This is a genomic window from Pseudomonas sp. 20-5, assembly GCF_056782835.1.
This window is the reverse complement of the sequence record NZ_CM165584.1, coordinates 5288429-5309979: the sequence shown is the minus strand read 5'-3', so window position 1 is coordinate 5309979 and position 21551 is coordinate 5288429. Positions and strand designations below refer to the sequence as shown.

At 60.3% G+C, this 21551-nt stretch carries 21 protein-coding genes and 1 pseudogene; 13 read left to right on the top strand and 9 right to left on the bottom strand.

What is annotated here, in order from left to right; all coding sequences use genetic code 11:
- Positions 1 to 12: 12 nt before the first annotated feature.
- From AC1RB9_RS24515 to mksB, 4 genes are all read right to left on the bottom strand, one after another.
- Positions 13 to 1020 (bottom strand): iron ABC transporter substrate-binding protein, encoded by a 1008-nt coding sequence (locus AC1RB9_RS24515; RefSeq protein WP_003095046.1) that lies wholly within the window; start codon positions 1018 to 1020, stop codon positions 13 to 15.
- A gap of 111 nt (positions 1021 to 1131) precedes the next feature.
- Entirely contained in the window at positions 1132 to 3978 is a 2847-nt protein-coding gene (mksF, locus tag AC1RB9_RS24510; protein WP_003106141.1) for an Mks condensin complex protein MksF, read from the bottom strand.
- Positions 3975 to 4670 (bottom strand): Mks condensin complex protein MksE, encoded by a 696-nt coding sequence (gene mksE, locus AC1RB9_RS24505; protein ID WP_003095041.1) that lies wholly within the window; start codon positions 4668 to 4670, stop codon positions 3975 to 3977. Before mksE ends, mksF begins: the two co-directional genes overlap by 4 nt.
- Positions 4660 to 5958, bottom strand: a complete 1299-nt coding sequence (mksB, locus tag AC1RB9_RS24500; RefSeq protein ID WP_003117421.1) for an Mks condensin complex protein MksB — start codon at positions 5956 to 5958, stop codon at positions 4660 to 4662. Before mksB ends, mksE begins: the two co-directional genes overlap by 11 nt.
- A gap of 284 nt (positions 5959 to 6242) precedes the next feature.
- Here mksB and AC1RB9_RS24495 point away from each other — a divergent pair, with 284 nt between their 5' ends.
- From AC1RB9_RS24495 to can, 8 genes are all read left to right on the top strand, one after another.
- The gene (locus AC1RB9_RS24495) at positions 6243 to 6845 is read left to right on the top strand and encodes a hypothetical protein (RefSeq protein ID WP_003095035.1); all 603 of its coding nucleotides are present in this window, start codon (positions 6243 to 6245) and stop codon (positions 6843 to 6845) included.
- 204 nt (positions 6846 to 7049) lie between these two features.
- Positions 7050 to 8096, top strand: coding sequence for a DUF6160 family protein (locus tag AC1RB9_RS24490; protein WP_003106143.1), 1047 nt, complete (start codon positions 7050 to 7052; stop codon positions 8094 to 8096).
- 1 nt (position 8097) lies between these two features.
- On the top strand, positions 8098 to 9117 hold the full coding sequence (locus AC1RB9_RS24485; protein ID WP_003095031.1) for a hypothetical protein: 1020 nt from the start codon (positions 8098 to 8100) through the stop codon (positions 9115 to 9117).
- Between the two features lie 30 nt (positions 9118 to 9147).
- Entirely contained in the window at positions 9148 to 9684 is a 537-nt protein-coding gene (locus AC1RB9_RS24480; RefSeq protein WP_003141635.1) for a DUF6160 family protein, read from the top strand.
- Positions 9685 to 9943: 259 nt separating this feature from the next.
- Entirely contained in the window at positions 9944 to 10645 is a 702-nt protein-coding gene (locus AC1RB9_RS24475; RefSeq protein WP_003121053.1) for a hypothetical protein, read from the top strand.
- Positions 10642 to 11094 (top strand): ribosomal protein S18-alanine N-acetyltransferase, encoded by a 453-nt coding sequence (rimI, locus tag AC1RB9_RS24470; RefSeq protein ID WP_003095025.1) that lies wholly within the window; start codon positions 10642 to 10644, stop codon positions 11092 to 11094. The genes AC1RB9_RS24475 and rimI overlap by 4 nt, the downstream gene beginning before the upstream one ends.
- A 198-nt stretch (positions 11095 to 11292) precedes the next feature.
- Positions 11293 to 12531 carry a C69 family dipeptidase gene (locus tag AC1RB9_RS24465; RefSeq protein WP_003113524.1) on the top strand — a complete coding sequence of 413 codons (1239 nt, stop codon included), beginning with the start codon at positions 11293 to 11295 and terminating at the stop codon, positions 12529 to 12531.
- Positions 12532 to 12592: 61 nt separating this feature from the next.
- A complete protein-coding gene (gene can / locus AC1RB9_RS24460; RefSeq protein WP_003095021.1) occupies positions 12593 to 13240 on the top strand; it encodes a carbonate dehydratase in 648 nt (215 codons plus the stop codon).
- Between the two features lie 69 nt (positions 13241 to 13309).
- Here the strand turns inward: can and AC1RB9_RS24455 are convergent, their stop codons facing one another.
- Positions 13310 to 15538, bottom strand: a complete 2229-nt coding sequence (locus AC1RB9_RS24455) for a TonB-dependent receptor (protein WP_003457077.1) — start codon at positions 15536 to 15538, stop codon at positions 13310 to 13312.
- 150 nt (positions 15539 to 15688) lie between these two features.
- Here AC1RB9_RS24455 and AC1RB9_RS24450 point away from each other — a divergent pair.
- The 5 genes and pseudogenes from AC1RB9_RS24450 to AC1RB9_RS24430 form a co-directional block, all read left to right on the top strand.
- Positions 15689 to 15814, top strand: a pseudogene (locus AC1RB9_RS24450) (phage integrase); the annotation flags it as partial.
- Between the two features lie 52 nt (positions 15815 to 15866).
- The gene (locus tag AC1RB9_RS24445; protein ID WP_003113526.1) at positions 15867 to 16145 is read left to right on the top strand and encodes a type II toxin-antitoxin system RelE/ParE family toxin; all 279 of its coding nucleotides are present in this window, start codon (positions 15867 to 15869) and stop codon (positions 16143 to 16145) included.
- 11 nt (positions 16146 to 16156) lie between these two features.
- Positions 16157 to 16462, top strand: coding sequence for a HigA family addiction module antitoxin (locus tag AC1RB9_RS24440; protein WP_003111575.1), 306 nt, complete (start codon positions 16157 to 16159; stop codon positions 16460 to 16462).
- 418 nt (positions 16463 to 16880) lie between these two features.
- A complete protein-coding gene (locus AC1RB9_RS24435) occupies positions 16881 to 17210 on the top strand; it encodes a type II toxin-antitoxin system RelE/ParE family toxin (protein ID WP_124142480.1) in 330 nt (109 codons plus the stop codon).
- The gene (locus AC1RB9_RS24430) at positions 17203 to 18291 is read left to right on the top strand and encodes an ImmA/IrrE family metallo-endopeptidase (RefSeq protein WP_071543740.1); all 1089 of its coding nucleotides are present in this window, start codon (positions 17203 to 17205) and stop codon (positions 18289 to 18291) included. The genes AC1RB9_RS24435 and AC1RB9_RS24430 overlap by 8 nt, the downstream gene beginning before the upstream one ends.
- Here the strand turns inward: AC1RB9_RS24430 and AC1RB9_RS24425 are convergent, their stop codons facing one another.
- From AC1RB9_RS24425 to AC1RB9_RS24410, 4 genes are read right to left on the bottom strand one after another with little or no spacing between them, the layout of a single operon-like run.
- Positions 18292 to 19227, bottom strand: coding sequence for an alpha-glutamyl/putrescinyl thymine pyrophosphorylase clade 3 protein (locus tag AC1RB9_RS24425; RefSeq protein WP_124142479.1), 936 nt, complete (start codon positions 19225 to 19227; stop codon positions 18292 to 18294).
- Positions 19227 to 20024, bottom strand: coding sequence for a hypothetical protein (locus tag AC1RB9_RS24420; protein WP_096221049.1), 798 nt, complete (start codon positions 20022 to 20024; stop codon positions 19227 to 19229). The genes AC1RB9_RS24425 and AC1RB9_RS24420 overlap by 1 nt, the downstream gene beginning before the upstream one ends.
- Positions 20025 to 21032, bottom strand: coding sequence for a thymidylate synthase (locus AC1RB9_RS24415; RefSeq protein WP_096221048.1), 1008 nt, complete (start codon positions 21030 to 21032; stop codon positions 20025 to 20027). It abuts the gene before it with no gap.
- A 36-nt stretch (positions 21033 to 21068) separates the two neighbouring features.
- The gene (locus tag AC1RB9_RS24410; protein WP_232519586.1) at positions 21069 to 21401 is read right to left on the bottom strand and encodes a DUF4031 domain-containing protein; all 333 of its coding nucleotides are present in this window, start codon (positions 21399 to 21401) and stop codon (positions 21069 to 21071) included.
- Positions 21402 to 21551 lie beyond the last annotated feature (150 nt).

The window sequence follows — 21551 nt, the reverse complement described above, 5'->3', positions numbered from 1 at the left end:
AGGCGGCGCCGATCAATTCAGGCCAACGTCGCGTTCGAGGCTGAGGGCCTCGCTGGCCTCACCCAGATCGGCCGGGGTCAGTTTCGGTGGGTCCAGTTCGGCGAACGGCTTCAGCGCCGGATCGGCCTGCATCCCCTTGCGCATCGGGTACTCGGCGGACTGGCTGAGGATCGCCTTCTGGCCTTCCTCGCTGAGCATGAAGGCGACGAACTGCTGGGCTTCCCTGGGGTGCTTGCTGGACTTGAGCACCGCGGCGCCGGAGACGGTGACCAGCGCGCCCGGGTCCTGGTTGCCGAAGTAGTGCAGGCGCGAGTTCAACTCGCCCTTTTCCTTCTTCAGGGTGTACCAGTAGTAGTTGTTGATCAGCGCCATGTCGACCTCGCCGTTCTCCACGGCTTTCATGGCGGTGACGTTGTTGGTGTAGATCGAGCCGAAGGCCTTCAGGCCGGTCAGCCAATCCTCGGCTTCCTCCTGGCCCTTGAGCTTGATCACTGCGGCGACCTGTTCGAGGAAGGCGCCACTGGTGGGCACGAAGCCGAAACGGCCGGACCAGGACGGATCGGAAAGATCCATCAGGCTCTTCGGCAGATCCTTCTCGTCGATCTTCTTCGGGTTGTAGGCCAGTACCCGGGTGCGGGCGGTGATGCCGATCCAGTCGCCGTTGCCGCCGGCGTGCTCCGGCTCGACCAGGGCCAGGGTCTCTGGCTCCAGCTTGGCCAGCAGGCCGGCGCTGGCCAGGCGGATCAACGGTGGCGATTCCTCGGTGTAGAGCACGTCGGCCGGCGAGCGTGCGCCTTCCTCGGTGATCTGGCTGGCGAGCTGGCCATCGCCGCCCTTGCGGATCTTCACCTGGATGCCGGTCTTGTCCTGGAAGGCCTTGGCGATGGCGATACCGGTGGCGGCGTGCTGGCCATTGTAGAGGGTAAGGGTGACGGGATCGGCCGCCGCATTGAGGGAAAGCGAACCGAGCAGGCACGCCAGGGCGGCGTGGCGGAAACGGTTGAGAAGTCGAACAGGCATGGATTCTCCCCGTGGGTTACAAATGCGAATGTAACCAATTATATCTTCGCGGGAGCCTCGGGCCTATCGGAAAAGTCCACGGCCCTGTCAGGCAGGGCCGTGGCAGACGCTTCACGCCGGTTCGCCGGCTTCCTCCGGCTCGCTGGCTGCGCGGGTTTCGCCGCTGGCGGCGGCATCCCGGCGACGGATGTATTTCCAGTCCGCTTCGTCGATATAGATGCCGTTCGGGCCGCTACCGCCTTCCAAGTCGATCGCCACGTGTGCGGAAACCTGCGGCTTCACGCTCGCCAGGATCGGCACGAAGCCCAGTTGCAGGCTGGTCTCCAGCAGCGCGGCCTGGTTGCGCTCGTCGATGTCCGCCGCCTCGTCCAGGTAGTAGGGCAGGCGCACGCGCCCGGCCTGCTCGCGGTCCATCAGGTGCAGCAACAGGTACATGTTGGTCAGCGCCTTGATGGTCATGGTGGTGCCGTTGGAGGCGGCGCCGTCGATGTCGGTGTGCATGATCGGCTGGCCGTTGACCTTGGTGATCTCGAAGGCCAGTTCGAACAGGTCCTTCAGGCCCAACTGGTTGTGGTTGGCGGCGACCAGGCGGGCCAGGTATTCCTTGGCCTCCTCGTTCTTCGCGTCCTGCTCGGCGCTCTGGGTCAGGTCGAACACCGAGAGGTTCTCGCCTTCCTCGTACTGGCCGGCGCTGTGGATGATCTGGTCGATGTGCTTGAGCGCATCCTTGTTCGGCGCGAGGACGATGCGGAAGCTCTGCAGGTTGGAAACCTGGCGCTTGTTGATCTCGCGGTTGAACAGGGCCAACTGGTGTTCCAGGTTGTCGTAGTCGCTGCGGATGTTGCGCAGGGTCCGGGCGATGTCGGTGACCGCCGCGCGGCGCGCCTTGGCCAGCGTCAGGGCCTCGTCCTGGCGATGCGCGTAGGCGTTGATCAACAGCTTCAGGCGGCGCTCGGTGTCGTCTTCGCTATCGAACTTGGCGACGCCCTTCAGGCGCACCTGGGCGTACAGCGCCTCGATCTGCCCGTCGATGCGCTGCAGCGCCTGCCAGGTGTCCTGGTAGTCGTTGAGCAGCGGCAGCAGGTTGTCCAGCGAGTCGTCCACCGGCTCCATGAACGGCGTGCCGAAGGGCAGGTCGGCCGGCAGTAGCTGGCGGCGGCGCAGGGCATCTTCCAGGGTGCGCTCCTTGGCCTCCAGGTCGCCCAGTTGCCGGGCCACCAGTTGCAGGCGCGCGGAGAGTTGCTGGACGCGCTCGGCGAAGGCGTCGCTGGAGCGCTTGAGTTCGTCCTGGGACGCCTCCAGCTGGGCCAGTTCGGCGAGCTTCTCGGGCTCCTCGGCGGTCAGCGTCTGGGTGCGGCGGAAGTCTTCCAGGGCCTTCTGCGCATCCAGCACGTCCTGGTACAGCTTCTCTGCCTGGGCCTTGCTCGCGGCGCGGTCGGCGGCGACGCTCTGCTGGGTCTTGAGCTGCTTCAGCTCCTTCTCCAGACGCTCCTTCTGGTCGCGCAGGGCGGCGCGGTCGGCCAGGGCCTGCAACGCCGGCGGTTCGATGTGCGACAGGTCGATGCTCAGGCCAGGGGCTTCGAAATGCTCGCCCTTGAAGTGGTCGAGGATGGCTTCGACGCTCTTCACCCAGACGTCGCCGTCATCCAGGTTCACCCCGTTCTCGCCGAGCGGCAGGCTGAACAGCGCGCCGTTGAACAGACGCATCAGGCGTTCCACGTCCTGCTGGCTGAACTCCTCGCGCAGGCGTGCGTAGCTGTTGTTGTCGGCGTGTTCGAGCTGCTGGCGGACGTTCTTCAGGCGTTTTTCCAGGTCGCGCAGGCGCTCTTCCAGGTCTTCGCTGGAGAACTGCCGCGAATGGGCCAGGGCGCCGGCCAGTTCGTCGTGGGCATCCTTGGCGGCGAGCAGCTGTTGTTCGAGGACCTTGGCGTCGTCGACCAGGGCGAAGCGGGTCTTGAGCACCGACAGCTCGCCGAGCCAGCGCTGGATGCCGGCGATCTCGCGCTCCAGGCGCATCAGCTCCTGGGTGCCGCCACGCTGTTCGTTCTGCAGGCCGTCCTGCTCGGCGCGGTATTGCTCGTGCTGGATCAGCAGTTCCTCGCGGCGCGCCCCGGCGTAGTCGTGCCAGGTGCCGAGCAGGCTGTCGAGCAGCGGTGAAAGGCGGTGCATCTTGCCGCGCAGTACGTCGCGCTGGGTCACGCCGTTGGCCAGGGCTTCCACCAGCGGGCCGGCGGCGACCAGCGCCTGGTAGTCCTGCTCCATCCGCCGCACGTCGCGGAAGGCCTCCTCGCAGGCGGCGATGTAGTCGACATTACCCGAGCGCAGGCTGTGCTCGAAGGCGTCGAGGAACAGCTGCTTGAGCTTGGCCGCGGTGATCTCGCGCATGTGCAGCAGGTTGATGAACAGCGAGCGGAAGGTCTTCAGGCTCTGCTCGCTGGTGGAGCGCAGCGGGATCATGGTCAGGTCGAGCGGGATCGACGTGTGCCCGCCGACCAGCAGGCGGCGCAGCTCTTCCGGCTTCACCTCGTAGGCCTTGATGCCTTCGCGCTCAAGGTTGGCGAACAGCTCGCGCTGGCGCAGGCAGGTACCGTTCTTCTGGTAGTGGTCCAGGCTCAGCTCGCCGGCGTAGGCGAAGAACTGGTGGCCGAAGCCGCCGCCCGGGCCGCGCCCGGCCACGCCGATCACGTGCGGACCGTGGGGCAGCATCAGTTCGAGGAGGATGTAGCTGGTGTCCGAGGCGAAGTAGAAGCGCCGCGACTGCTCCATGCTGTACTTGCCGAAGCTCATGTCCGACAGGCGGGCAAGGATCGGGAACTGCAGGGCGTTGATCGAGGCGCTCTTGCCCAGGTTGTTGGCGCCGTAGATCGAAAGCGGGTTTTCCAGCGGGAAGATACCCAGGCTGTAGCCGGCGGTATTGAGCAGGGCGAAGCGGCGGATGCCGTAGCGGGTCTGGCTCATGCGTCAGCCTCCTGTTGCGCGTGTTCTTCGGCGATGGCGCGGGCGAGAGCGTCTTCCTCGCTCTCTTCGGACAATTCTTCGTCGCTGGCCATCAGCGGTTCGATCTCGCCGTCATCGACCAGCACCGGCGTCTGCAACGGCAGGTCGGCGTGCAGGCTGGCGGACAGGTTGCGGTCCTGCTGCACCGACAGGCAGACGTCGAGGAAACGGTGCATCGGCGGCATGAAGCGGTACACGCCGCTGTCCTCGGAGGCGAAGCCGAGCTGGGTCAGGCGGCGCATGACCTTCTCTTCCAGTTCTTCCTGGGTCTGCACCTCGGCCTGGAGGAACAGGTCGCGGTATTTCTCCAGCAGCGGCGGCAGCTCTTCGCGGCCGATGCTGCCGCCGTCCAGCACGGACAGCGGGTCGCGGCCCTGGTCGGCGAGGTGTTCGACGAGGATGAAGGTGAACAGCGCCAGGCGTTGGGCGGTCTTGTTCACCTGGGCGCCGACCTGCTCCGGGACGAAGTAGTAGAAGCCGCGGGTGTCGCAGACCAGCTCGAAGCCCATGGCGCGGAACAGGCCGCGGTACTGGTCCTGGTGCGAGGACAGCTGGGTGTACAGCTCGGGGTCGCGGTGGCTGATGTGGTAGCCCTTGAACAGCTCGCGGAAGATTGGCGCGAGCTGGGTCAGTTCGGAGAGATCAAGATGCATGGGTTTCGCTCGCGGAAAGGGTGTCTGCGTCCCTGGCCTGGCCCTTGTCCTTGGCGGCGGGGTTCAGGGCGAAGGAGCAGAGGCTGACGCAATGTTCGGTGGTTTCGTACTCGCGGCGTTGCAGGCGTTCGCGCTGGAAGCGCGCGTCGCGCGACAGCCGGGAGAACCAGTAGAGCAACTCGTCGGTGGCGCCGTCCGGTTCCTGGGCCAGCAGCCATTGCATGAGGTCCGGCAGCGGCAGCGCCGCCTGGCAGCGCTCGATCATTTCCCGCGCGGTCCGCGGTGGTCGCGTCGGCCCGTTGCTCTTGCGCGTGCCGCTGGACTTGGGGAACTGCGCCGGCTTCGGCTCGAAGCGGGCGAGGGCGAAGACGTAGCTCTCGACCTGCGAGGCGGTGCCGAGGAAGGTGCTCTGCGGCCGGGTGAATAGCGGCATCGCCGCCTGCGGCACGGCATCCAGGCCCTTGCGCCGGATCGCCGCCAGCGCCAGGGCGGCGCCACGGGTCACCGCGTTGTGCCGGCGCGCTTCCTCGCGCAGCGGCAGCAATAATTCGCGGGCGCGGCGCAAGGTCAGCTGGGCGTTGGTCTGCATCTCGAGGATGCGCGCGTGGGTGCGCAGCACCAGGTCGTCGTCGACCAGGTGGCCGAGGCGCTGCTGTTCGCCGAGCAGGCGCAGCAGGACCTGTTCGACCCGCCGCACGCCCTGCTCGAAGGCGCCGTCGGCGCTGACCAGTTGGATCATCGGCTCGACGTACTCGTCCCAGGTCGCCAGGACCTCCGCGTAGCGCTGCGCCAGGGGAATCTGCCGGTCGCTGGTCTTGGCCCGCTCGGCCACGCCGATCAGTGCCTGCTCGTCATTGCCGAGCTTCTTCAGTACATCGCGCACGCGCATGTCGAGCAGTCGCAGCTGGCGCGCCAGGTCCTGGCTGTCGCGGGTCTCGAAGGCGTCCTGGATGTACCCGGCGAGGCGCTCCAGATGGCGCAGGTAGGCCTCGATCTCCAGGCACAGACCAAGGCGATGCTCGTGGCGCAGGTAGGCGAGGAAGTCGTGGATCTGCGCGTTCAGCTCGAAACGGTTGGGGCTCTTGGCCACCGGGACCAGGATATCCAGGCGGATCCACTGGTCGAGCAGGGCGGTGATTTCCGCCGGGTTGCTTTCCGGTAACTGGGTGTTCAACTGGCTGCGCAGTTCCGCCAGGCTCAGGGTGCCGGCATCGAAGCGCTCGCAGAGAGGCTCGAGCAGGGCCCAGTGTTCGGCAAGCGCACGCAGTACGCGTCGGGGGTCGATCATCGGGAGGGCCGGTCCGTGGAAAAAGCGCCGATTGTACTGCAAAGGCACGGGCGACGCAGACGCCGCCGATGAGTGCGATGCAGGCCGTCGACACGTCTGCGGCGCAGGTACGGGCCCGGTATCGGTGGGTGGCATCTGGCTATCACCGAAGTGTCGAAAAGCGGCAGTTTATGACTGCGTAAGGACTTTCCTGCCCCGCCTGGTCCGGGGAATGGGGCTTCCAGGGGCTGGCACGCTTTCTGCTGAAGTCCCCAGGCCTGTCTATTCCAAATGAATGCCGACTCTTGAACGACGCCGCCTACGCCGAGGCCCGCTGGGCCGAACTGCAGAACCAGGGTGACCTTGCCTGGGACCTGGATGCCATCACCAACCGCAGCGAGGCGATCGCCTTCCTCAAACGTTTCGAGAACCGCCTGTGCATCTACTCGGCCTATGTCGAGAAGCTCTACAGCAACTACAGCTTCGTGATTCCCGAGAGCGACCATGGCGGCATCACCATCCTGCCCAGCGAGCAGGCCTGGCACGACACCTTCCACGATATCCCGCTGGCCGCGGTGGAGCCCACCGGGATCCATATCCTGCCGGGCGAGACCATGGGCTATCGCGGGCTCTACCTGAAGATTCCCGGCGAGCACCGCCTGGTGGCGTCGAAGGAATTGCCGTTCCAGGAAGGATTGAAACTGCTGATCCAGCGTTACCAGGCTCACGACGACGTGTTCCTGCCGATCCTGGTCAAGGGCGACCTGCGCGAGTACGAAGCGCGCATGCCCTCGCTACACCTGCACCGGATCAACCCCGCCCGCCTCAGCGCACACTCCCTGCTCAGCCTCAACGCCATCAAGGGCGCCATCGCCGACCATCTGATCGGCCTGTTCCGCCAGCAGTGAAAGGCTGACGTTACCCCCGTGTGACGATGGGTAACATCCATCCTGGCCGAGCGACCGCTCATCCGCTGCAGCGAGCGCGGCGACCGCGTCGTTCGCCGGTTTTTCTCGACTATGGGTCGGCCCCGATTCGCCCGGGGCTTTCTATAGTGACTACAGGTCGCAGTGTCTCTGCCGTCGGCCACGAGAAGAACAAGAGGTGAGCCCATGTCCCGTCGTCTGCCCTTCCTGCTGCGTTGCGCGCTGTTCTGCGGCGCCGGTCTGCTGGCTGCCACCGCCCAGGCGAGGATGGAGTCGCTGGACGACGACCAGCTTTCCGACGTGGTCGGCCAGGCCTTCATCAACCTCACCACCGACGCCGCCAACGGACTGAACTTCACCCGCATCAACTTCGGCGCCGACATCGAGACCCAACTGAACATGAAGAAGCTGCAGTTGGGCCAGTACAACCGCAGCGGCGAGCTTGCCGGCAGTGCCGACATCGCCATCGACAACTTCGCCCTGGGCACGGTCAACGACACCACCGGCGCGATCAACCCGTTCCTCATCAGCAATCCCTACATCGAGTTCGCCTACGACGGCAGCAAGATGGTCGGCATCCGTATCGGTTTCGGCGAAGCCAAGGGCTACCTCTCGGGCGATATCAAGACCCTCACCGGCAACGTGCCGGTGGACCTGTACGGCACCGGCAGCCAACTGGGAGGCAGCATTTCCTGCGGCCTGCTGGCCCTCGACTGCCTGGCGGCGAAGACCGCCATCACTCTCACCGGCAGCTCTCAGTACACCGCCCAGGCAGAGCTGGTGAACAGCTCCGGCAACCCCGACCCGATCCGCGCTGCCATGATCGGCCTGAAGAACGGCACGGCCCTGGACATGCACGACAGCACCATCATCGGCAGCCTGGTGAACGTCCTGCTGCCCTTCCTGACCTCCAACGACTGCAAGCTGATGGGCGCCCAGACATGCTTCAACCTGGCCCAGTACCAGTCGTTCCCGATCGGCACCGTGGATCCGAACAACGCGCAGAACTTCATCGACTCGTCGAAAGGCTTCTTCATCTCGATGCAGAGCCAGAACGTCCAGTGGCGCGACCAGCAGGATCCCTCCAAGCTGGTCGCCGCGCTGGCCGGTGCCTTCCTCAACATGTCGCGCAACGCCGATGGAACGGCGCCGATCAAGGTCGACTTCGGTCAGGCCTTCAATGGCATTCCACGGCAGGACACCTGCCTGGGCGGCCTGAACAAGGGCTGCTGAGATGAGTCGCGCCTGCCTGCTCGCGGCCCTGCTGGCCGCCCCCTTCGCCCATGCCGAGATGACAGCGCTCGACGACGAGCAACTGTCGGACGTGCAGGGTGCCGGCATCGGCTTCGTCCTCGACAGCGCCATGGTCGACGGCAACAAGGCCACCATCGCGATCAATGGCGTGACCAACACCGCCACCGGGCAGAACGTGCCGATCACGGTAAAGGAGCTGTACGTCGCCGCCACTGGCAGCAACAAGGGCAGCACCCTGGCGCCGGTGACTCTCGGCCGTCTCAATTTCCCGTTCAAGCTGAATCTGGCCAAGGGTTCGGTGCTGACCACCCAGCTCGACGACGGGCGGGTGGTCAGCACCTTGCCGGACACCGCGGACGTGATCGAGCTGGCTTTCCCCAGCCTGGTGAGCGGCGCCGGCGGCCAGCCGTGCATCGCTGGTTACGCCGGTGCCGGCAGCAACTGCTCGAGCCGGGCCAGCGAAAAGGTCGACGCCGGCATCCGCTTCGACTTCGGCGTCACTTCCACGCGCACCGATGTGCTCAACCTGGACTTCTCCGAACTGGCGATGGACGGTTCCTACCTGCGCTTCTGGGGCGCCAACGCGCGCAGCCAACTGGTTGGCGAGATGCGCCTGAACCTCTACGCCAAGACTTTCGAGATCATGTCCTGCGGTGCTGGCTCGCCCAGTTGCGTCAGCGCCGCCGAGCAGGCCGCGCGCACCGTCTACCTGACCAACGCCTATGCCAGCGTCGCGCTTGGCTACGGGAAGTCGCAGCCGTTGCTGTTCTCGGTCACCGCCGACGGCAACTTCACTTTCGAACTGCCCAAGCTGACCCTGGCCAACGCCGCCGACTTCTACGCCAATGCGCCGCGCACCAGCCTGGTGATCGAGAACCTCAACATCGGCGGTACCCGGCCAGGCTACGGGCAGGTACCGACCGGCGGCTACAACATGGGCCGCAACGAGATATCCGGGCTCAGCTTCAACTACCTGAAGGTGACGTCGCACAACCTCTGAGGTGGCGGCGGGAAACGAGGTACGCAGCACATGGCCAAGCAGACTCATCCACTGGCAGGCGGCATCGGCATCCTCGCGGCGCTGGCGCTGCTGTTCAGCGCTTCGGCCGGGGCCGAGTTGCGCTCGCTGGGCGATAGCGATCTGGACGACGTGGTCGGCCAGGCCGGGATCAGCATCAGCGCCTCGCTCAATCTCCAGGAAAATCCTTCGCAGACGCGCTGCGCCGGCGGCTGCGGCGCGCGCCTGGCGATCCAGCCGGCCGGCAGCGGCAACAACTACCTGGTGATCGACGATATCAGCGGCAAGTTCAGCTTCGACGAAGTCACCCTGGACGTGGTGACCATCAAGGACGGTTTCGGCGGCGACGGCGCCGCCTTCAACCGCCCGGTGCTGCGCGTCGGCCTGAAGGACACCAGCTTCCAGGACCTGCGCTTCACCATCGCTGGCGCCAACAAGGCGCGCGGTACCGATCCCGGGCTGGTGCAGACCAACCTGGTCAGCGCACGCATCGACGGCACCCTCAAGCTGCAGGGCAACGTCAATATCTTCACCGTCGCCCCGCGTTGAGGGCGAACCGTCGCATGGCGGGACAAAGCCGCTCCGCCGAGGTCGAAGAACCGCTATCATTGCCTGCCTGAACGCCGGGGGCGAAACCGTCCCCGCGCATCGCCTAATTGCCGGTGCCCGAGATTTGATCGAAGAACAGCGTCGCCGCGCCTTCCTGGGCGCGATGCAGATAACCAGTTGGCTGCCCCGCCAGCCGTTGCCGTTCGCCGCACCCTCGCGGCCGGAGTTGCTGGAGACCCCGCCCCGGGAAGAGCCGGCGGTGCCTGTGCGTGCGCGCGCCGCGATCGATGCGCCGCAGGCCCGCGTCCCGCAAGCCGAGGCGCCGGCCAGCGCGCCGAGCGTGGCTCCCGCCGCGCCCGTGGAAGGCCGCGGGATCCCGATCAGCCTGCCGAAGCCGGGCGCCCCGGCGGCGAAGAAAGCCGAGCCGGTCGCGCCGGTCGAAGAGGCCCCGGCCGAGTCGCCGGCGGTCCAGGCCCCGCCGCCGCGCTTCGCCTTGCAACTGCTGCAGGCGGGCTCCTGCACCCTGCTGGTCGAACTGCCCACCGGCGAACCCTTCGCCAGCCGCGATCCGGGTTACCTGCTGCTGCGCGACCTGCTGCGCGCCGCCGGCCTGCCGGACAGCCCGCGGCTGATCGGCGAACCGGTACGCTGGCCGCTGCTGGCGCGCGGCAACCTCGACCAGGGGCCGCAGGCGGCCCTGGAGTTCGTCCAGAGCTTCGTCGCCGCGCGCATGGAGGAGAGCGAGCGTAGCCGCTGCCTGTGGTTGGTCGGCCTGCCGGCGATCCGCTTCGCCGGCGAGGGCGACGAGGGCAGCCTGTTCCGCGAACTGCAGGTGGACGGTCTGGGCGCAACCTGGGCCGTGCCGGGCCTGGAAGCCCTCATGGAAGAACCCGCCCTCAAGGGCGAGCTGTGGCGCGCCATGCGCCGTGTCCGTCAGCGCTGGTCGAGCGAGATTCAATGAGCGATGCGATTTCCTTCCGCCCGATGACCGAGGCGGACCTCGATGCCGTGCTGAAAATCGAATATGCCGCCTTCAGCCACCCCTGGACCCGTGGCATCTTCAGCGAAGGCCTGAAGAACTACCATTGCTGGCTGATGTTCGAGGGTAGCCAGCAGGTCGGCCATGGCGTCATCCAGATCATCCTCGACGAGGCGCACCTGCTGAATATCACGGTGAAGCCCGAAAGCCAGGGGCGTGGCCTCGGTCTGCGCCTGCTCGAACACCTGATGCGCGAGGCGGCCGGCCACCAGGCTCGCGAATGCTTCCTCGAAGTGCGCGCTTCCAACCAGGCCGCCTACCGCCTCTACGAACGCTACGGTTTCAACGAGATCGGCCGCCGTCGCGACTACTACCCCGCCGTCGGCGGGCGCGAAGACGCCCTGGTCATGGCCTGTACCCTGTTCGACTGAGGCTTGCTCCGCTTCCCTGCCGGCAACTAGCTATCACTTGGAGTAGCTGGCTGGCCTTCTGGCACCGCCGTACCCTTACCAGCATTCCGATTCTCGCCTGCATACCGCAGGCAGGTCCCTTCATGCGGTAACCCTTCGCGGGAGTGCGAAGTCAGGTCGACAGCGGCCGGTGGCAGGATGCGCAGACTGGAGCCCCCCATGTGCGACACCCTGATCCTTCGCCACCAGGGCCAGACCTGGTTCGCCAAGAACAGTGACCGCGAGCCCGCCGAACCGCAGCGTCTGCTGCGCCTGCCGGCGGTGCGCAACGATCCGGAAGCGCGCTTGCGCACCACCTATCTCGACATTCCCCAGACCGCCCAGCGACATGCGCTGGTGATCAGCCAGCCGAGCTGGATCTGGGGCGCGGAAATGGGCGTCAATGAGCACGGCGTGGCCATCGGCAACGAAGCGGTGTTCACCAAGCTGACCCGTCAGCGCGGCACCGCGCTGCTCGGCATGGACCTGCTGCGCCTGGGACTGGAGCGCGGCGCCAGCGCCCGCGAGGCGCTAGAGGTGATCACCGGGTTGTTGCAGCGTTACGGCCAGGGCGGCCCGGCCGGCTACCGCGACAAGCGCATCCGCTACGACAACAGCTTCCTCATCGCCGACCCCGGCGAAGCCTGGGTGCTGGAAACCGCCGGCAACCTGTGGGCGGCGAAGAAGGTCGAGCGCTGGGCCATCTCCAACGCCCTGACCCTTGGCCACGAATTCGACCTGTGCAGCCGCGACCTCGAGGACCAGGCTCGCCGCCAGGGCTGCTGGGATGGTCGCGGCGACTTCCACTTCGCGCGGGTCTTCGACACCCGCCTGCTACCCTGGGTCGGCGGCGCGCACCGGCGCTGTCGGATCAACCAGCGCTTCCTCGACAGCCTGCCTGGCGAGCCGGACTGGCACGCGCTGTTCGCCGCGCTGCGCCACCATGGCCCGCGCGGGGACCACTTCCGCCGCCACAACAACCGCCAGGTATGCATGCACGCCGGCAGCTTCTGGCGGCCTTCGCAGACCACCGCCAGTCTGGTCGCCCGCTTGCGCGACGACGGCCCGCTGCTGGCCGCCACCGGTACTTCGGCGCCGTGCCTGGGACTGTTCCAGCCGCTGTCCTTCGATCCGGCCTCCGGCGCCGCCGTGCTCAGCCAGCCGCGCGAGGCGGTACAGGAGTCCCCCTGGTGGCGCTTCGAGGCGGTGCACCGCCGCGCGCTTACCGACCGCGCCTTCCGCCGGCTCCTGCGCAGCGGCCGTGATTGGCTGGAACGGGAACTCTTCGCCGACCTCGAACAGCCCGACTGGCCGCGCCTGGCAGAGGACGCCGCAGCCTGGCACGCCTGTTGGCATGATCAGGTCGCCATGCAGCCGCTGGCGCAGCAGCGCTGGTGGCGTAGCCACGCCGCGCTGTGACGCTTGTCAAACGGGCATCGCCTTCCGTAAGGTGCTGCACCGGTCAAACGAGGGGCATGCCATGAGCGACTTGCAGCAACTGTTCGAGAACAACGTCCGCTGGGCCGAAGCGATCAAGCAGGAAGACCCGGACTTCTTCGCCAAGCTGGCCCGCCAGCAGACCCCCGAGTACCTCTGGATCGGCTGCTCCGACGCGCGGGTGCCGGCCAACGAAATCGTCGGCATGCTGCCCGGCGACCTGTTCGTCCATCGCAACGTCGCCAACGTCGTGCTGCACACCGACCTCAACTGCCTGTCGGTGATCCAGTTCGCCGTCGACGTGCTCAAGGTCAAGCACATCCTGGTCACCGGCCACTACGGCTGCGGCGGCGTGCGCGCCTCCCTGCACAACGACCAGCTCGGCCTGATCGACGGCTGGCTGCGCAGCATTCGCGACCTCGCCTACGAATACCGCGAGCACCTGGAGCAGTTGCCGACCGAGGAAGAGCGCGTCGATCGCCTCTGTGAGCTCAACGTGATCCAGCAGGTGGCCAACGTCAGCCACACCAGCATCGTCCAGAACGCCTGGCACCGCGGCCAGTCGCTGTCCGTGCATGGCTGCATCTACGGGATCAAGGATGGCCTGTGGAAGAACCTCAACGTCACCGTCAGCGGCCTCGACCAGTTGCCGCCGCAGTATCGCTTGAGTCCGCTGGGCGGTTGCTGCTGAGAGAGGCGGAAGCTCTTTCCCACGAGTTCCCCTCTCCCTGGAGGGACAGGGGAACTGTCGAGGACGGCTTCAGAACTCCACGCTATACGTCAGGCTGTAGGTCCGCCCCCGTCCCTTGTAGTCGAACAGTCCCGCTGGTGCGAGCCCGCCGTAGTAGACCTGCGCGCGTTGTCCCCAGACCGTGGTGTAGTCCTTGTCCAGCAGGTTCTGGATGCCCGCGGTGAGGGTGCCCACCGGCAGCGCCTGGGTGCCGAGCAGGTCGAACAGCGCGTAGCCGTCGATCTTGTTGCCCGGCTCGTCGTTCAGGTTGAAGGTGCGCACGCCCTGCAGGCGCAGGCTGCGCTGGTCGTCCTTCCAGCCGACGAAGGCGCCGGCCTTGGACGGGCTGGCCGAGGTCACGTCCTGCTTCAGCCAGCGGCCGTCGACCTTCTCCTGGGAGCGGATGGCCAGGCCGTTGACGCCGACCTGCCAGTGATCGTCCAGCCAGTAGGTAGCCTGGCCCTCCAGGCCGTAGTTGCGCTTCTTGGTGTCCTGCTGCAGCACCGCCAGGGTCTTCGAGTCGTACTTGATGCTCTTGTCCGACCAGGAATAGAACGCCGCCACCTGGGTATCCAGGGCACCGTCGGTGTGCCGCCAGCCCAGCTCGACCTGCTTGGTCTTGATCCCGTCCAGCGGCGAGTCGTTCACGCTGACCCCCTGCAACAGCGGGTAGTGGCCATTGCCGTCGGCTGCGCCGTAGCGCCCGAAACCGTAGTACTTGGCCGGATCCGGCAGCTCGAAGCCTTCGCTGTAGTTGGCCCAGACCTGTTGTTGCAGGTTCAGCTTGTAGATGGCGCCGACGTTGACCAGGTTGACGTCGTAGTCCTTGCTCCCGCCCGGAACCGCGTCGGCGGTCTTGCCGAGGCCGTTGGCGATGAGGATCTGCTGGTTCGCCGCAACGAAGTCGCTGACGTCGGTGCTCATCGACTGGCGCCGCACGCCGGCGCTCAGGGTCAGGTCGTCGGTGGCCTTCCAACTGCCCTGGAGGAAGAAGGCGCGGCTGTCGGTATCGATGTCCGGGTAGCGGCCCAGCTTGGCCTGTTCACTGGCTACCAGCCCGCCGCTGGCGGCGGCGAGCGGCAGGTTGAAGAGCATCTGGTCGGACGTGAATTTTTCCCGGTCCAGGTCCACCCCGTAGGTCAGGCTGGCGCGCTCCCAGGTCTTCACCAGGGCCAGTTTCATCCCGTAGTAGTCGGTGTCCTGCTGCGAGGCCGAGTAGTAGGAGGTGCCGTAGTTGATCGCGCCGCTATTGCTGTAGCGGATGGTAGGGAAGGGATTGAAGGCCATCTTCTCGTTGCGGTAGTAGGCCTGCAGGTAGAGGTCGTGACCCAGCACTTCCGGCGCGTGGTAGGTGGCGTTGAACTGATGGCGCTTGCTCTCCGGCTCGCGGTCGAGGTCGACGCCGCCCTTGATCGAATAGGTTGCCCGTCCGCGCAGGGCGTCGAAGTTGCGCCCAAGATCGAGGCCGCGGTCGCCGTCGTAGCCGGAGTCGTAGTACTGCAGGCCGAGATCGAGGCTGTGGCCATTGGCGAAAGTGAAGCCAAGGCTGCCCATCAGGTCCACCGACCTGTTGTACTGCAGGTCGGTCTGGGTGATGTCCGTCAGTACCTGGTCGCCACTGCCGTCGTAGGCCGCGCCGTTCTTCTGGTAGGCGATGGCCAGGCGGCCATTGAACAGGTCGTTGCCGCCGCTGATCGACTGCGCCGCGCGCAGGTCGTGGTCCTCATGGCTCTGGAAGCCGCTGCGGGCGCCCAGCTCGGTGTTGAAGCGAGTGTCGCCGCCGACGCCCTTCTTGGTCACGATGTTGATGATCCCGCCGGTGGCGCCGCCGCCGTACACCGCGCTGGCGCCGGACATCACCTCGATGCGCTCGATGTTGAATGGGTCGATGGAGTCGAACTGCCGGCTGATGCCCCGTGAACTGTTCAGCGACACCCCGTCGATCATCACCAGTACGCTGCGTCCGCGCAGGTTCTGGCCGTTGTTGGTACGACCCTGGGAGCCGATATCCAGGCCCGGGATCAATTGTCCCAACGCCTCCTTCAGCGGCACGCCGGCCTGGGTCTGCTGGTCCAGTTGCTCGCGCTCGATCACCCAGACCGTGCCGGGCAACTCGCTGATGCTGGTCGGCGCGCGCGAGCCGATCACCACCATCTGCTGCTCCACCGGATCGGCAGCCAGCGCAGGAGCGGAAAACGAAGCGAAGAGGGACAGGGAAAGCGCCAGGGGAGCCGGGCGCAAAGGGATGGAGCGGGGCATGAGGAGATTTCCGAGTTGCTGTTGTTTTGATGGGCGGCAAAGCTAAACAAATCGATAATGATTATCAAATGATTCGAACTGTTTCAATGAGGCATGCCTGGCATCCAAAGCAAGATGAAATGCCTGACACGGGGCGCTGCGCATGGCGTGGCCCTACAGCGGATCCTCGGGCATTCCTCGATGACGATGCGGTATGCGCACCTAACGCCGGAGCACTTGGAATCGGCGATGCGCTTTTCTCCGATTACTCAGTCTGGCTACAAATTGACCACATGAGGATCTGTGGTAATCTGTAGTGAAGTTAACGCTTAACGTTAAGGGTTAATGAATGATTCTGACCTTTCGCTGCGACGAGACTCGTCAGCTTTTTGAGACGGGTCTTTCGAGGCGGTGGGGAGCGATCCTCACAGTCGCTACGCGTAAGCTCGCAATGCTTCATGCGGCTACGGAGCTTCGAGACCTGCGCTCTCCACCTGGAAACCGGTTGGAGCCGTTGCAGGGAAAGCGGGCGGGCCAACATAGCATCAGGATCAATGACCAGTGGCGTGTCTGTTTCGTCTGGACGGATGCGGGTCCCGAAGAAGTCGAAATAGTTGATTACCACTGAGGAGGTGGACCATGGCTACCAATGGTATGCGCCCCATCCATCCTGGGGAAATATTGCGCGATGAGTTTCTGATGGAGTTGGATATCTCTCCAGCTGCTCTAGCACGCGCTTTGAAAGTCTCCGCTCCGACAGTGAATGATATCGTTCGTGAGCAGCGTGGTATCTCCGCAGATATGGCGATTCGTCTGGGGCGTTACTTTGATACGTCCGCTCAGTTCTGGATGAATCTCCAGAGTGAGTATTCGTTAGCAACTGCTTATGCGGCGAATGGCGAGCAGATCGAACATGAGATTGAGCCGCTGCTTGCTCAGGGATAGCGGTGACGTTGATCGTAGAGCCCCGCAGATGCGGGGCTTTTTTATGCGAACCGTAAATCGGTAAAGGGGGCGTAGACGGTTTGTAGTCGGTTTGTAGTCTGCCGACCAAAACAAAAAGGGGTTAGCTTGCGCTAACCCCTTGAAAAATATGGTGGCTACACCGGGACTTGAACCTGGGACATCAGCATTATGAATCCGTTACGCCCTTCCCCGTTGGGCCAGAGAGCCCCATAGAACGGGTTTTATAGCCACCTTCTAACCTCACTAAGCCAGAGCCTTTCGCGAAAAGCTGGCCATGTAGTCACCTTTGCTTTATCCGTGTTTTGCCGTTACCCTAGCCTGATAGCCCCCTGCCAGCAGGCTTCTCAAGGAGTGAGTGTGCGTTCTAATTATCACATTATATCTAAGGCCAAATAGTATGGCTCTGGATATCTCTTTCGCTGATAAAAAGATAAGGTCTATATGCCTAAAAGAGTCAGCAGCCAAGAGGAATTTACCGCTAGCAGCAGTTAGAATCCTTCACAGAAGAATAGATGATATCTGTGCAGCAGATAATCTATTTGATCTCCCGTTCTCACTAGAGTTCTTATCTAAAATTCCTCCAGGTTCATTCTCCATGCCGCTATCCGAGGGATATCATGCAATTTTTTGTGCCGTTGATCTGAAAATGCCTCTGGACCCGCATGGCAATGTAAACTGGCAAATGGTACGTAGAATTAAACTCATGGAGATATCTAAAGATGCTTGAGATATCAAAGTTTACGCATGGATCAGTCTGCCCACCGGGAGAGACAATCTCTGACGTACTGGAGGAAAAGCAAATTAGTTTTTCTGACTTCGCAAATATGCTAGGCGGAAGTCATGAGCTTGCAGACTCATTGCTGAAAGGAGATGCAAGAATTAATGATGATCTTGCTATACGTTTATCAGAAGTTCTTGGTGCATCCCCAGGCTTTTGGCTTAGAAGAGAAAAACTATACGTAGAATTTTTGGAGGTGGTTAATAGCCCAATCTCCGAAGCAGAGAACCAATGGCTATCTGAACTACCAATTCCGAGCATGCAAAGATATGGCTGGATTCCGAAAACACGTTCACCGGCAAGAAACTTAATTAATTGCCTTAATTTTTTTGATGTTTCCAGCGTTGATTCTTGGAGAGAATCTTATAGAAGCACACCGGAGCTCGCAAAATTTAGAACCTCTCAAGCATTTAGCCCTCAATTAGGGGCTGTTGCTGCATGGATAAAACAATGCGAGACAGAAGCAGATTTCTTGGATTGCGCCCCTTGGAACAAAGAGAAATTTGCTGAATCTCTCCATGAGATAAAAAAACTAACACTTGAACCAGATCCAAGTATTTTTCTACCAGAGTTGCAGCGCATTTGTGCAAAAAATGGCGTCGCTGTTGTTATTGCACGAACACCTAGTGGCTGCCAAGCAAGCGGAGCCACAAAATTTATATCAAACTCAAAAGCACTTCTAATGCTTAGTTTTAGATATTTATCCGACGATCACTTCTGGTTCACCTTCTACCATGAGGCCGCACATCTAATCCTTCATGATAAGGATAGTGTATTCGTAGAAGGAGGGAATAATAATGAAGATATCCGCGAAACAGAGGCCAATACCTTCTCTCAAAATTTTCTTATACCTCCAAATGTTTCGCCTGAGTTACCCGCATTAAAGGATAACATGAGGGGTGTACTTAAGCTTTCTAAGAGGCTTGGCATATCCCCGGGAATCATCGTTGGGCAACTTCAACACCGAGGTATAATCAAACAGAATCACATGCAAAAGCTAAAGGTTAGATACCGCTGGACAGAAGAATAGCTAGCCGCGAAATTGAATATATTTCCCGGGGGACTTCTGCCAATTGCAGAGAGCGTCCTCTAGGACTTGCATACCGACATCAAGATAAGTGTCTAGGCTCACTATCCATTGATCAAGTGTTCTCCTAGACGCTTCACCATTAGTGCGCCCTAAAAAAAGCAGCTTAGCCCCATCATAAGGGCCTGTAGCATTACCCATGTATGTGGAGTCGGCCTGGATATTGGCAACGCCGACTTTCCCGATCATCGTAAGATAGTCAAATCGACCTGTTCTGCCGAAACGACAAACAGCACTCATCGATTTATATAGATCACGAAATGCCTGTCTCGGGTCTTGATTGTGACGTTCAAGTGCCTTGCCGAACAAATCTATGTGAGAGCCGCTCGCAAGAACCCAATGAACATAACTCCTTAAAACAATACCAGTAAAACTCCTCCGCGCTGGATTCATCGATTCGTATTTTCTATGGTTTCCAAAACGATATTTTCTATCCGAAATTTCCTGGTAATTCCGCTCAAGCCACTCAACCATTCTATCAGGATTATAGGTTGCTCTTTTCCAGTCCCAGGTGAAACCTTGCCCGAGAGCACTATAAAAGACTTGCGCAAGTGACCATCCATCCTTACCACTCTTACCGAAATGAGTTGCCAGGAATATCAACCAACTAGCTTCGTCTATATTTCCATTTTTAGCATGAATTACCGCCGCTTTAATCGGATCAAACATATCACTTCCAGCTTCTCCTCTTAGGGGGCTCAGCCTTCTTTGCCGAATCACTTCAACGTATTTGATCCTTCTAATACTATCTATTAGCTGAGCAATGAGAGTTTCTCTGTTCTCAGGAAACTCAACCCCAGGCAATCCCCTCACTTCTTTTGAATATGCTAATAATTGAACGTCCAAATTACGAGCGGTTTCTATATCTCTCTTCCGCATCAGAGCACCTCAGCAGTTTGCTTGGCTATCCAGTCTCTAATTGACGCCCTAACCTTCGACGTCACCCCATAGCTGCTTTGAATGTTATGATTAAATCCGAGAACCAAAATCGGATTATCCAAACTAACATCGGATATTCTATTTATAACCCCCTGATACGAAAAGCCTTTTACACTCGCAATGTTATTCCTCTTTAGGTCCCAATCTGAAACATTCTGCATGTTTAGCTTGCGACCAATCATACCTTCAAATCTTTCCACAACGGTCTTTCCATTAAGAACTAGAACCCTTATCGGAGTACCCTTCATTATCTGCCCCAGCGTATTGATGGAGGCATCAAGAAGAGCTCTCTTTTGAGTACTAGTTAAAGCAGCCCACTTTGTATGCGTTGCAAAAGGAATCAAATCCAAGTGAACCGCATGAAAAAGCTTATTGTAATAAGATGTCGAAGTTCCACTAATTAATAAATCAAGAGACTTAAACCAAGTGTTATATGGATTTCTAGAAAAGTACTCCCTACAAGACTCCTCGATAAGCTTGATATGTCCTTCTGAAATCTGCTCCCACTTTTCTAGACCAAGCGAATTCAGTGTATGAAACCGCCGCTCACCACCTTGGATCTCCTGATTTTGATTATCAACAAACTCTTTATTACTTGGATTTAAGCCTAAGGTCGCTACTGCCGCTAGCGATGGATCACCAAACGATGGTATCGGAGCCGCCCAAGGTACAACGTCAGAGGCTAGTAATCTCTGATCTCTTAGTAAGTCTATTAACTCTATTATTATTTTACGCATTTAGGCCTTAGCATGAAGGAGCATTTCAAGTTGTGCGGGTGCTACCTCTATTGAGGGATCTTTGTCTTGTCTTCTTTTTTCTAGATATGACATATACACGTCGGAGATCATCTCACGTAGTATTCTCTCTATTTTCTCGGCTTCCACTTTATCCTTTGTATATGTGAAAAACTGGAAAACCCTTGCAAGATCAGCCCAATAGTCATCAAGGCAAAGATCTTTAACACTTATCTCCTCGCCGCCTCGTATTTTTCTCTCGGCCTCTAACAGCTTATTTATACTTGGCCACGGATCTCCCTCAGGCATAGCTGGCATTTCAGAAATCTGCTGAAAGCCACTATTCACATAAGCTCTGGCTTCTTCAAAGTTTTTTTCGTAAAGATGCAGGCTTGTGACGTAGTGCTTATACTCTCCAATTTCACACCCCAAGGAGCGCGCTAACATTTCCTGTATCATCGTGAAGGCAAACACATCATGCGGCAGGCCAAGATATACATCGTTCGACCTCATTGAAGTGAACATATGCAGCCTTTGCTTTCTAATTAAGAACTGAAGAGTACATGTGCACGGAATATCTTTCCTAGGCTTCAAGATATCCTTAGCATCAAAAAGCTGCACTACAGCTTGCCGCGATGTTTTTTTATCACTCAGCAATCTTACAACTGATTGGAGCTGATTTTTATTTCCCTCCCCCATCATCCGCGGGCCATATCCACCATAAACAGTGCGCCCATCATCGGAGCTGTCCTTGTACATGGGGATATAGTGACGGATAAAGCTTAGATCCTTAGAGCCAGCCAAGTACCAAGCCAACTCACCAAGACAGCTAAACAACTTTCCCTTTCCCTCCGCCCGACTCAAGCGGGCACGAGGGTTTTTTAGATGAAGTAAAGCCCCAGTTATCTCAGTAAACGCCCCTTTGCTCGCTATTATTTTTTCTCTCTTTTTTAAGAGCTTGTCATATACTTTATTAAGAAGATCATCCAATGTCTCTTCTTTTATATACATTCCCTATCCCTCGCGCCTGCCTTGGCCAACACAGGCTCAGAATAATTTAAGCTGTGGATTTACTTCCTTAACCCTTAAACCTAGATTCCCCTGCTCGGCCTTTAAACTTTTAGCACAAGATATTATTTTTCTTCTACACCCAGGAAGAGCCCCCAACTCCAGAGCCTTTATCCTTACAGAAGTCGTTATGTCATAGTGCGGATATGATGCCGAATACTGATACCAGCTTCTCTTTAAACCTAAAAGCTTGGCGAAATCATGCAACTCTTCTAGCGTATCAGCTACTAAATGGCACCATTCTTTTCCTCTCCATTTTGTTCTTACGTTATCTACGTAGATCGGCATATTTCTAGCCTTCAGTTTCGCCATTTAGACTCTGTCTAGATATTTAGCTAATACTTGTACCATTACTCCGGGCGTACCAGCGCCTAGCTACTTCCTGTGTGATCGCTATCCCGCGTTTGGATTGGCCAAGTTTCGATTGGCCTCATCGTAGTCAGGACTCGTCTGTCCTTGCTC